Annotated in this window: 9 protein-coding genes and 1 rRNA gene; 1 reads left to right on the forward strand and 9 read right to left on the reverse strand. The window is 37.8% G+C overall.

The genetic code is table 11. The features are described from left to right. The 9 genes from Q1B07_RS06480 to dnaA all read right to left on the reverse strand — a co-directional run. Positions 1 to 1,048 (reverse strand): 16S ribosomal RNA (locus Q1B07_RS06480); the annotation flags it as partial. 334 nt (positions 1,049 to 1,382) lie between these two features. Beyond that, positions 1,383 to 2,405 (reverse strand): HD-GYP domain-containing protein, encoded by a 1,023-nt coding sequence (locus Q1B07_RS06485; protein ID WP_299095184.1) that lies wholly within the window; start codon positions 2,403 to 2,405, stop codon positions 1,383 to 1,385. Between the two features lie 158 nt (positions 2,406 to 2,563). Beyond that, complete coding sequence (gene gyrA / locus Q1B07_RS06490; protein WP_299095186.1) at positions 2,564 to 5,050, reverse strand: DNA gyrase subunit A; 2,487 nt, start codon at positions 5,048 to 5,050, stop codon at positions 2,564 to 2,566. A gap of 220 nt (positions 5,051 to 5,270) precedes the next feature. Further along, complete coding sequence (gene gyrB / locus Q1B07_RS06495) at positions 5,271 to 7,193, reverse strand: DNA topoisomerase (ATP-hydrolyzing) subunit B (RefSeq protein ID WP_299095203.1); 1,923 nt, start codon at positions 7,191 to 7,193, stop codon at positions 5,271 to 5,273. A 56-nt stretch (positions 7,194 to 7,249) separates the two neighbouring features. After that, on the reverse strand, positions 7,250 to 7,498 hold the full coding sequence (gene remB, locus Q1B07_RS06500; RefSeq protein WP_299095189.1) for an extracellular matrix regulator RemB: 249 nt from the start codon (positions 7,496 to 7,498) through the stop codon (positions 7,250 to 7,252). Positions 7,499 to 7,511: 13 nt separating this feature from the next. Then, positions 7,512 to 8,627, reverse strand: a complete 1,116-nt coding sequence (gene recF / locus Q1B07_RS06505) for a DNA replication/repair protein RecF (protein ID WP_299095192.1) — start codon at positions 8,625 to 8,627, stop codon at positions 7,512 to 7,514. Positions 8,628 to 8,642: 15 nt separating this feature from the next. Next, complete coding sequence (gene yaaA / locus Q1B07_RS06510; protein ID WP_299095197.1) at positions 8,643 to 8,858, reverse strand: S4 domain-containing protein YaaA; 216 nt, start codon at positions 8,856 to 8,858, stop codon at positions 8,643 to 8,645. A gap of 222 nt (positions 8,859 to 9,080) precedes the next feature. Further along, a complete protein-coding gene (dnaN, locus tag Q1B07_RS06515; protein ID WP_299095200.1) occupies positions 9,081 to 10,217 on the reverse strand; it encodes a DNA polymerase III subunit beta in 1,137 nt (378 codons plus the stop codon). A 439-nt stretch (positions 10,218 to 10,656) separates the two neighbouring features. Beyond that, positions 10,657 to 12,009: a chromosomal replication initiator protein DnaA gene (gene dnaA, locus Q1B07_RS06520; protein WP_299089848.1), complete on the reverse strand. Its 1,353-nt coding sequence runs from the start codon at positions 12,007 to 12,009 to the stop codon at positions 10,657 to 10,659. A gap of 537 nt (positions 12,010 to 12,546) precedes the next feature. On the opposite strand from dnaA, the gene rpmH reads away from it, so the two are divergent. Beyond that, a complete protein-coding gene (gene rpmH, locus Q1B07_RS06525; protein WP_026561635.1) occupies positions 12,547 to 12,681 on the forward strand; it encodes a 50S ribosomal protein L34 in 135 nt (44 codons plus the stop codon). Positions 12,682 to 12,808: the final 127 nt, after the last annotated feature.

Genomic DNA, 12,808 nt, shown 5'->3' on the forward strand with positions numbered 1-12,808 from the left:
CGTCCCCCGAAGGGGAACCTTCTATCTCTAGAAGTAGCGAAGGATGTCAAGACCTGGTAAGGTTCTTCGCGTTGCTTCGAATTAAACCACATGCTCCACCGCTTGTGCGGGCCCCCGTCAATTCCTTTGAGTTTCAGTCTTGCGACCGTACTCCCCAGGCGGAGTGCTTAATGCGTTTGCTGCAGCACTAAAGGGCGGAAACCCTCTAACACTTAGCACTCATCGTTTACGGCGTGGACTACCAGGGTATCTAATCCTGTTCGCTCCCCACGCTTTCGCGCCTCAGCGTCAGTTACAGACCAGAGAGTCGCCTTCGCCACTGGTGTTCCTCCACATCTCTACGCATTTCACCGCTACACGTGGAATTCCACTCTCCTCTTCTGCACTCAAGTTCCCCAGTTTCCAATGACCCTCCACGGTTGAGCCGTGGGCTTTCACATCAGACTTAAGAAACCGCCTGCGCGCGCTTTACGCCCAATAATTCCGGACAACGCTTGCCACCTACGTATTACCGCGGCTGCTGGCACGTAGTTAGCCGTGGCTTTCTGGTTAGGTACCGTCAAGGTACCGCCCTATTTGAACGGTACTTGTTCTTCCCTAACAACAGAGCTTTACGACCCGAAGGCCTTCTTCGCTCACGCGGCGTTGCTCCGTCAGACTTTCGTCCATTGCGGAAGATTCCCTACTGCTGCCTCCCGTAGGAGTCTGGGCCGTGTCTCAGTCCCAGTGTGGCCGATCACCCTCTCAGGTCGGCTACGCATCGTTGCCTTGGTGAGCCGTTACCTCACCAACTAGCTAATGCGCCGCGGGTCCATCTGTAAGTGGTAGCAAAAGCCACCTTTCAACTTCGAACCATGCGGTTCGAAATGTTATCCGGTATTAGCTCCGGTTTCCCGGAGTTATCCCAATCTTACAGGCAGGTTACCCACGTGTTACTCACCCGTCCGCCGCTAATCATCGGGAGCAAGCTCCCTCAGATTCGCTCGACTTGCATGTATTAGGCACGCCGCCAGCGTTCGTCCTGAGCCAGGATCAAACTCTCCAATAAAGAGTTGATATAGCTCATAATAAATGTACTATTTTAGTACGTTGTTTGTTAATCGAAATTAACGTTGGCACGCTTGGTTTTGTTTAGTTTTCAAAGAACTTTTATCACTTTCTTCTAAAAGCGACTTCTTTAATATAACACATCGTGAATATTAAAGTCAACAAAAATTTTTAAAATCTTTCTTAAAGCATTCGCTCTGTTTTGCTGACTTAAAGAATTATACCAGCAACATTGTCACTAGTCAACATAATTAAAGCATTCTTTTAAAAAATTTCTTGTATATAAAGCTCCTTTTTATCCTTTAAAGAGGTAATATCCCCGTTTTTTTCAATTTTCACAATTGGTTTGTTGGAAATTGTTCATCTACAAAAACAATTTCAGCCTTTAATCCATTAGAAAGTTTGACCTTTGTACCTGCAGAGAATTTAATGACCGCTTTTTTTAACTCATTAACAGCATTAAGCTCGAATCTTCCAAAGTCATGTTGCATAATTTGCTCTAAAACTTTAAAAGGGGATTGTTTACTGCGATATGGACGTTCTGACACCATTGCTTGGTATGTATCAGCTAAAGCGACAATTTTACTGTACGGATGAGCCTGGTCTCCTTTTACACCTAAGGGATAACCGCTGCCATCCATTCTTTCGTGATGCTGAAGCACTCCCATTTTAACTCCTTCTTTTAATGACATGATCGATTTCAATAAATTATAGCTATGTACTGGGTGTTGTTTTAAATCTAGATATTCCCGCTCAGTTAATGTCACTTTTTTTGTTAAAATTACCGGGCTTATTCTCGCCATTCCACAATCACATAATAATCCCGTTATAGCAATCTGGTTGATCTCTCCTTGGTCATAGCCTAATCTTTTCGCTAAAAATGCACTTAACAAAGCAACAGAAACAGAATGATGGGATAGATAGTCTTCTTTTTTACAGTATTGATAAAGCTTTAAAATTTCCCCTTCTTGATGTTTCAACTCGGAAATTAACGGAAGAATAATTTGTCTAACTTTAGCTATTTCGATCTGTGTGCCGGATTGCCAGCCTGTAAATAATTGCTTCAGTTCCATAACAGCATGAATATAAAGTTGATGAAACGTTTTTACAGGGGTTAATTCTATCTTTTCTTTCTCCTCATTTGAAGCTTCTTTCTGAATACCTCCTGATGGCAGAAACCCCCTTCCATCTTCTAAGAGGTTTTCTACATGTACCTCATTAACTAAAAAAGCTTTTAACGCATGTTTTATATGCTCGGTAACAATTGTTTTTTTGTATGCTAATACTTTATTTGATGCAGATAAAATATCCTTAGCTAAAATACATCCTTCTTCTAACTGATCAATATGAATTTTCAACGGTATCCCCCCTCTTTCTATTATATATAAAAATAGGATAAAATGCTTATTTTTCCCTCTGAGAGTGAGGGTATTTTTCACTACCATAATCTTTTTTTGGTATTTACTCATATAAAAAAGACTAACTCACATAAAATGAGCTAGTCTATAGAAAATTTTTATTCTTCTACTTGAGCTTCTGTTATTTCTCCTTCTTCAACTGTTTCTGTTTCAGATTCCTCTTTTTCAACAAGTGCTACTGTAGATACTACTACATTTTCATCTAATTTAATTAATTTAACACCTTGTGTGTTTCTTCCCATAGTAGAAATGGTTCCGACGTCCATACGAATAATGACACCGCTCGCGGTTATAAGCATTAAATCTTCTTCTCCGGTAGCAGCTTTAACAGAAACCACACGACCATTTTTCTCAGTAATATTACATGTTTTTAAGCCTTTACCGCCACGACTTTGAATTCTGTATTCCTCAGATGGGGTCCGTTTTCCATATCCATTGCTAGTAACAATTAATACGTCAACACCTTCATCAAGGATTTCCATTCCTACTACCTCGTCGTCCTCATCTAATGAGATCCCTTTTACACCAGTGGCAGTACGTCCCATAGAACGAACATCTGACTCTGGGAAACGGATCAGCATTCCATTTTTTGTTCCAATAATAATATCCTTCGAACCATCTGTTAGTTTAACAGAAATAAGCTCATCTGCTTCACGTAAGCTAACAGCAATTAAACCATTATTTCGAATGTTGGCAAATTGTGATAATGGTGAACGTTTAGAGACCCCTTCTTTTGTTGTAAAGAATAGGAACCAATCATCTACAAATTCAGAAACAGGGATAATTGCATTGACCCATTCATCCTTTTCAACACTTAAAAGATTAATAATCGGGAGTCCTTTTGCTGTTCTGCTGAATTCAGGAATTTCGTAGCCTTTTGCGCGATATACTTTTCCCTTATTTGTAAAGAACAGAATCGTATCATGAGTCGAAGTCGTTAATAGTTGTTCAACGAAATCATCTTCATTGGTACCCATTCCTTGGATACCTCTACCACCGCGCTTTTGCGTGCGATAGGTTGATACTGGAAGACGTTTAATATATCCATTATGAGTTAATGTGATAACAATATTCTCTACTGGAATTAAATCCTCATCTTCGATATTTTCAAGCCCTCCAGCGACAATTTCAGTACGGCGTTCATCGTTGAATCGCTCTTTTAATTCAAGAAGCTCTTCACGAATAATGGCTAGTACTTTTTCTTCATCTGCTAGAATTGCTTTTAATTCTGCAATAAGTTTAATAAGTGATTGATATTCTTCTTCAATTTTTTCTCTTTCTAATCCAGTTAATCTTTGAAGCCTCATATCTAGTATCGCTTGCGCTTGTTTTTCACTTAATGAAAATTGCTCCATTAATCCATTCCGGGCAATATCAGTTGTTTGTGAATTACGAATAAGAGTTATCACTTCATCTAAGTGATCCAATGCTATTCTTAAGCCTTCAAGAATATGAGCACGTGCCTCAGCCTTTCTTAATTCAAAAGCTGTTCTGCGCTTAATAACAACCTTTTGATGCTCTAAATAATGATGGAGCATTTGCTTAATGTTTAGTACCTTTGGATGGCCGTTAACTAACGCGAGCATATTAATTCCAAAGCTTGTTTGTAATGCCGTTTGTTTATAAAGGTTGTTTAAGAGAACATTTGCGTTTGCATCCTTACGAACCTCGATCACAACCCGCATACCGGTTCGGTCAGATTCATCGCGTAAATCTGTTATTCCATCAATTTTTTTATCCCGGACAAGCTCGGCTATTTTCTCAACCAGCTTTGCTTTATTAACTTGATAAGGGATTTCTTTTACAATAATGACTTGTTTACCTGACGGCTTTTCCTCAATTTCCACCTTCGCGCGCAGTGTAATCGATCCGCGTCCAGTTTCATAAGCCTTGCGGATTCCGCTTCTTCCGATAATTTGTCCAGCAGTAGGAAAGTCTGGGCCAGGGATAATTTCCATCAATTCGGGAATGGTAATATCAGGATCTTTACTAATGGCAAGTACACCATCAATGATTTCACCTAACTGATGCGGAGGTATATTTGTAGCCATACCAACAGCAATTCCAGTAGCACCATTGACTAAAAGGTTAGGGAATCTTGCCGGAAGCACAACAGGTTCTCTTTCAGAACCATCATAGTTATCCTGATAGTCAATCGTATCCTTGTTAATATCACGGATGAGTTCCATTGAAATTTTAGACATCCGTGCCTCTGTATAACGCATTGCCGCTGCCGAATCACCATCAACAGAGCCGAAGTTTCCATGTCCGTCTACTAACATGTATCGAAAGTTGAAATCTTGAGCCATACGGACCATTGTTTCATAAACAGCAGAGTCGCCATGAGGGTGGTATTTACCTATTACTTCACCAACGATACGTGCTGATTTTTTAAATGGCTTATCCGAGGTCATCCCTAAATCATTCATCGCATATAAAATACGGCGATGTACAGGTTTCAACCCATCTCGAACATCTGGTAAAGCACGTGAAACAATAACACTCATTGCATAGCCTAAAAAGGACTCACGCATTTCATTACTAATATTTCTTTCAATTACTTGCGAATTTTGATTTTCCGACATCCTAAAATAACCTCCCTTTGTTCTTTTCATATTTTAAATTGGGAGAGCCAAATAAATGTTTTAAAAAAATAATCTATACCGCCCAATTAATTGCCTATTCTCCATTATATCAATGTTAGTGAAAGATTACACATTAATTTCGTAGAATAATATTCGTTTATACAATTCTTGGGGATTTATTATCAAAAAACACCTCACCGAAAATGAGGAGTTTTTTGATTTAAATATCTAAATTCTTAACATATTGTGCATTTTCTTCAATGAAATTTCGGCGCGGCTCTACTTTATCACCCATTAACGTATCGAATGTTTCATCCGCATCAATTGCATCCTCAAGCGTTACCTGTAGCAGTGTACGTGTTTCTGGTGCCATTGTTGTTTCCCATAATTGATCAGGATTCATTTCCCCTAAACCTTTGTATCTTTGAATCCCAGGCTTAGGCTGCTGCGGCAGTTCCGCAAGAATTTTATCAAGCTGGCTATCGTTATAAGCATATTCAATTCGTTTTCCCTGTTGAATTTTATATAACGGCGGCTGTGCAATGTAAACAAACCCTTTTTCAATGATTCCCCTCATATAACGGTAGAAGAAGGTTAATAGAAGCGTACGAATATGGGCTCCATCCACATCTGCATCCGTCATAATCACAACCTTATGGTAACGTGCCTTGGACGTATCAAAATCCTCTCCAATTCCTGTTCCTAAGGCTGTAATTATGGCTCTGATTTCATTATTTGACAAAATCTTATCCAATCTGGCCTTTTCGACATTGAGAATTTTCCCTCTCAAAGGCAGAATTGCTTGGAAATGGCGGTCTCTTCCTTGTTTTGCAGATCCTCCTGCAGAGTCACCCTCAACGATATAAAGCTCGCTAATGGATGGGTCCTTTGAAGAGCAATCCGCTAGTTTCCCTGGAAGGTTTGAAATTTCAAGGGCGCTTTTTCTTCTTGTTAATTCACGAGCCTTTTTGGCTGCAAGTCGTGCTCTAGCTGCCATTAATCCTTTATCAACGATTTTCCTTGCTACAGAAGGATTTTCCAGTAAAAACTTATCAAATGCTTCTGAAAAAATAGAATCTGTTACTGTTCGCACCTCTGAATTTCCCAGCTTCGTTTTTGTTTGTCCTTCGAACTGTGGATCAGGATGTTTTATAGAGATGATTGCAGTAATCCCTTCACGAACATCTTCACCTGAAAGATTATCATCATTCTCTTTAAAGATTTTGTTTTTCCTTGCATAATCATTAATGACACGGGTTAAGGCTGTTTTGAAGCCTGCCTCATGTGTACCACCTTCATAGGTATGAATATTATTCGCAAAAGAATAGATATTACTTGTATAGCTGTCATTATACTGAATGGCAATTTCGGTTGTGATCCCGTCTTTTTCGCCCTCAATATATACAGGCTCATCATGGATTACTTCACGAGTACGGTTTAAATGCTCAACATATGATTTAATTCCACCCTCGTAGTGGTATTCATTGCTTCGTTTATTTTCACGCTTATCCTCAATGGTAATTTTCAACCCGCGATTAAGGAACGCTAATTCCCGTATACGATTAGCAAGAATTTCATAATCATAAACCGTTGTTTCTGTGAAGATTTCCGGATCAGGTTTAAAATGTGTTGTCGTTCCTGTCACATCTGTTTCGCCTATTACCTCTAAATCCGCAACCGGAACACCTTTTTGGAATTTTTGGAAATGTATTTTCCCTTCACGATGTACAGTGACGGTTAGTTCTGTTGAAAGAGCATTAACTACTGAAGCCCCTACACCATGGAGTCCGCCGGAAACTTTATAGCCTCCGCCGCCAAATTTCCCCCCTGCATGTAGAACGGTCATAATGACCTCTACGGCTGGACGCCCCATTTTTTCATGGATTCCAACTGGAATACCACGCCCATTATCCTTCACAGTAATACTATTATCTTCCTCAATGGTTACATTGATCTCATCGCAAAATCCGGCTAATGCCTCATCTATACTATTATCAACAATTTCCCATACAAGGTGATGCAGTCCCTTTCCGCTTGTGGAACCAATATACATACCAGGGCGTTTTCGTACCGCTTCTAAGCCTTCTAAAACCTGAATCTGATCTGCGTCGTATGATTGTTGTTGAACTTTATTTTCTTCCATCGTCACACTGATTCACCTACACTTTTCCTAAAGCATTCTTTGAATGAATATCTCTATTAATGATCTATGTCAAAAGCGATTTGCGCTCGTTTTTTTAATGTGCTTGACGACAACGGGGAAAAATAAATATTATCCAGCGTTATAATAATTGATTTTGCTTCACCATTTGCAAGCTGAACCATTTTATCTTTTTGTTTTTCCAAAAATTCAGCAACGATCGTAGAAGCCTTTGATGATTGACGATCTAATATCATAACAACTTCTTTGGAAGGGACAACAAAATTGTCACCTAGATGAATATACATGGTAATCACCTCGTTAATCGTCTGAAAGCTTTCCTGCATGTACATGGAAAGTAGCTGCTTCTTTTAATGTTTGGTGGTCAATGCCTTCAACACTGGTCGTTGTTACAAAAGTTTGCACCTTTCCTTGAATCGTATTTAATAAATGGGATTGCCTATAATCATCAAGCTCAGACAATACGTCATCAAGTAAAAGGATTGGATATTCTCCAATCTCATTATGAATCAAATCTATTTCTGCAAGTTTTAAGGATAGAGCAGTTGTTCGTTGTTGACCTTGAGATCCGTACGTTTGAACATCATGTCCATTCACATTAAAAATCATATCATCGCGATGAGGTCCGGCAAGTGTTGTCCCTCGTTCAATTTCTTTCTCTCTTATTTTAGCAAATTTTTGTTCATACGCATCTATCATTTTCGTCAATTCATTGTCTTCTGATACCTCTACAGACGGTTTATATTTAATATCTAACGTTTCTAACCCTCTGCTAATTCCCGAATGAATCGGCTGTGCCCATTTTTGCAACTCATTGATAAATTGCAATCGCTTATGAATAATCTTCGCAGCTGCTTCACATAATTGAGCAGTTAACACATCCAGCATGGTTTGATCTGTTTGTTTTTTTATTTGCAGCAGCTTTAAATAATGATTTCTTTGTTGCATGATTTTCTGATAACGGCTCAAATCATGAAGATAGACGGCTGACACTTGACCAATTTCCATATCTATAAATCTTCTTCTCACAGCAGGGCTGCCTTTCACTAAATTTAAATCTTCCGGTGCAAACATTATGACATTCATTGCCCCGACATATTGGCTCAATTTTTCTTGCTCAAGATGATTTAATTTAGCCTTTTTCCCTTTTTTTGAAATGATTAACTGAAGTTCTGTTGAACGATTATATTTTTCTACGCTACCTTCTATTTTAGCATACTCTTTATCCCAACGAATTAATTCTTTATCATTTGACGTTCGATGTGATTTCGCCATGGCAAGAACAAAAATAGATTCCATTACATTTGTTTTCCCTTGAGCATTTTCTCCAAGGATCACATTGACTCTATTTTCAAACTGGATTAGTAAATCTTCGTAATTTCGGTAATTTTTTAGTTTTAACTCTTTTATATACAAATTTTGTACACCAACTTAATTTTTTACAATATATGTGCCAAAATTAGGAATATAAACTACATCGCCATCTCTTAATTTTTTTCCTCGGCGATTTTCCGGTTCATTATTTACAAATATTTCATATTCCCCTAAAAACCATTTTGCCATCCCGCCCGATTGAATGACATCAGCCAGTTTTAAAAATTGTCCTAGTGTAATAAACTCTGTTTCAATATTTACTTGTTTTGCCATGTGAACCACCATCCTTCAGGAGTCTCTAACTTTATATTTTACTAAATATATAAAGAAAAATACAACCTCACTAGTACTTTCGTTCCTCGTGTCCATTCCAGATAAACAAATCAAAGGATTAAATAAAGAGGTTGGTTCTAAATACCTATACCTCTCCATTTTCAAAAAATAGAAAAGAGGCTGACACTTGAGCCAGTCCCCTTTTTTTCGTGAAATTTTCTCTTAATAAGTTCTTACCGGTAGAATTAATTGCAGCATTGAGTCATCATCTGTTGTTTTTATAACAAATGGTCTCATTGCACCAGTAAAATTAACATTTATTTCTGTGCCTTCAAGTGCTTTTAAGGCATCCATGACATATTTCGCACTAAATGAAATTTTTAATTCTTCACCTTGAATCTCGGATGTCTGAATTTCTTCACTTACTTTACCGATCTCTGGTGAATTTGAAGAGATTTCAATCATTCCATCTGTCAGTGTTGAAAGCTTAACAACATTATTTCTCGCTTCCTTTGCAAGTAATGATGCACGATCGATAGCTTGTAAAAATTCCTTTGAGTGAATTGTCATGTTTGTTTTGCTATCAGAAGGAATTAAGCGTGATGTGTCTGGGTAGTTTCCATCTAGCAATCTAGAGAAAAATAATAGGTTTTTTGCTTTAAATAAAACTTGGTTTTCTGTAATAACAATTTCGATTAAGTCACTTGTATCATCTAAAATTTTACTAAGCTCACTTAAGCTTTTACCAGGAATAACAACATTGTAGGAGCTTTGGTTTTCATTAGCGATTGCTGCTTTTCTTAAAGCAAGACGATGACTATCTGTTGCAATACAGATAAGTTCTCCATTTTCCAGCTTCCAGTTTACCCCTGTCAAAATAGGTCTGGTTTCAGATGTAGAAACAGCAAATACGGTTTGACGGATCATTGCTTTTAACAAATCAGTAGGAATTTTGAAGATATTTTCTTCTTCAACCTGTGGTAACTGAGGATATTCTTCGGCATCTAAACCATTTAAACTAAATTCTGCTTTTCCTGAACGAATAACTGTTGAATGGTGATTTCCTACTTCAATTTCGACAATATCCATTGGTAGTTTTTTAACAATTTCACTAAAAAATCTGGCTTGTAAAACAATGCTTCCGCTTTGAATAATTTCGACAATTTCCTGTCCATTTTCCTCAACAGGAATAAATGATTCTATTGAGATGTCAGAGTCGCTTCCTGTTAAAGTGACTCCTTCAGAATTTGCGACAATTTTTATACCTGTCAAAATGGGTATGGTTGTTCTTGAAGATACAGCCTTCATGACATCCTGAACACTTTGCACCAAATGGTCTCGTTGGATAATGAATTTCATGAAATAACTCCTCCTTTTTTGGGCGAAATTTAGAATTTAGGTATATATTTATTATTTAAAAATATAGTAGAAGTACTAGTAGGGACTGTGGAAATGTGGATAACTAAGGTGAACGAAAGGAAACACAGCCTATCCACATGTGGAAAGACTGTGTATATATCCGTATTAGTTATTCACAATGTTCAGATTGATTTTTTCTTTTTAATCAAGAATAATCACTTTTTTACTTAGCTTTTAATGCCAGGAAGTAAAAGGCGCTTGCGCTTTTCTTATAATATCAGAATTTATATATTTTCTTAACATAGCTTGCGTTTCTGAATCTAGCTCCAGGCGCCATCGGCTCGAGGTCATAAGTCAAACAGGAATTGAAGGTAAAGTACACCTTCTATTCCTGTTCGCCTTATGCTTGTCGCCGATAGGCAGGCGCCTTGCGCTTTTTTTATAAGCCCTTAAGAAGCCCCGTAATTTCCTTCAATTGTTTTTGGAGCTGCTCGTCATTTTGGAGCATTTTTGAAATTTTTTCGTGAGCATGGATGACGGTTGTATGGTCACGCCCTCCGAATTCTTCACCTATTTTAGGAAGAGAAGAATCTGTTAATTCCCTTGATAAATACATCGCAATTTGTCGTGGAAATGCGACAGATTTCGTTCGTTTTTTTGCTTTAAAATCCTCTAATTTAACCTGGAATTCTTGACCTACTATACGTTGAATATCACTGATCGAAATGATTTTCGGCTTGGAATTTGGAATGATATCTTTTAATGCTTCTGCTGCTAAATCAGCATTGATATCTTTATTTATAAGGGATGAATAGGCAACAACTCGAATCAGTGCCCCTTCTAATTCGCGAATGTTTGAGTCAATTTGGTTGGCAATATAAAGCATGACCTCATTCGGAATATCGAGGCCTTCTGCTTTTGCCTTTTTTCGTAAAATAGCTATTCTTGTTTCCAGATCCGGCGGGGTAATATCTGTGATTAAGCCCCATTCAAAACGCGAACGCAGCCTGTCCTCAAGAGTTGGGATCTCCTTAGGCGGACGGTCACTTGAGATAACAATTTGCTTGCTTTCTTCATGCAATGTGTTAAATGTATGGAAAAATTCCTCTTGGGTTTGTTCTTTTCCAGCAAGGAATTGAATATCATCAATTAATAAAACATCAACACTTCTGTATTTATTTCTAAAATCAACAGCTTTGTTGTCACGGATTGAATTGATAAATTCATTAGTAAATTTTTCAGAGGACAAATAAACGACCTTTGCTGAAGGTTTGTGATCAATAACATAATGTCCGATGGCATGCATCAAGTGAGTTTTACCTAATCCTACGCCTCCATAGATAAATAAAGGATTATAGGCTTTGGCGGGTGCTTCAGCAACTGCTAATGATGCGGCATGTGCAAATCGGTTACCAGATCCAATAACAAACGTATCAAAAGTATATTTCGGATTCAGCATATTTTGAGGCAGCTCAGTATGTTCTGCTTCCGCTTTATTTACTTGTTTTATAGGTGAATTAGGTAAAAATTCATCATCCATTTGGTTTTGAGGAATAATAAATTTAATAGCAAATTCTTCACCTGTTAATTGGTAGATTGTATCGGCAATTAAATGTAAGTACCTAGATTCCAGCCAATCTCTCGCAAACTCATTCGGAGCGGTTATGGTTAGCGTATCACCCTGAATCTCATGGGCCTTCGTCGATTTTAGCCATGTTTCAAAGCTAGGCTTACTTATCTTCTTTTCGATCTCACCTAAAGCTTTACTCCAAAGTTCGGATATATTCTCCAAAGTGGTTTGTCCCTCCTTTACCCAAGTATCATCTTTGTACAACCTTTGTACAATATGCGAATAGTCATGTATAAACATACAAATAAGGAAAATGTGAATAAATATATAATATAGTAGAAAAACGACTTTTCGACAAAACGACAAATTTGTGGACAACATTTTACACAAGGTGTTTAAATTTTTCCACATTTTATCCACAGACTGTGGATAAAGATAAATATAGCATTCTATATTAAGAGTGAAAACACAAATATAATATCAGAATAAAACTAGAGATGCAATGGTTTTTACAAACTTATCCACATAACTATCCGATTGTTGAGGGAATTTGTCCACATGGGTGCAAGTTGTGAAAAACTTGTCGATAACTGATGTGGATAGTGAAGAATTATGTCGGATTATTATCCACAAGAGGTGAGCGTGTCGAAGAAGATATTTCCTGATGAAATATTTGAGGGAAGGTTGACAATTTATAGGATCGGTCACTATAATTAATAAGACTGTCTTTAACTGTTATTCCTCAGGGAGGTGTCATATATGAAACGTACTTATCAACCAAATAAACGTAAACGTAGTAAAGTTCATGGTTTCCGTAGCCGCATGAGCACAGCTAATGGACGTAAAGTTCTTGCTCGCCGTCGTCGCAGAGGAAGAAAAGTATTATCAGCATAGGCCACTGAAGAATCAGTGGTCTTTTTTTGCAAGTAAGATGAGTATCAATCATTACGGATCTTTATAATGGAAATGGATCGTTGTGTAAAGAGGAAGAAGAAACGATTTTTTCGCCTGGCAAAAGATT

Source organism: uncultured Metabacillus sp. (assembly GCF_947503125.1).
Lineage (GTDB): Bacteria > Bacillota > Bacilli > Bacillales > Bacillaceae > Metabacillus.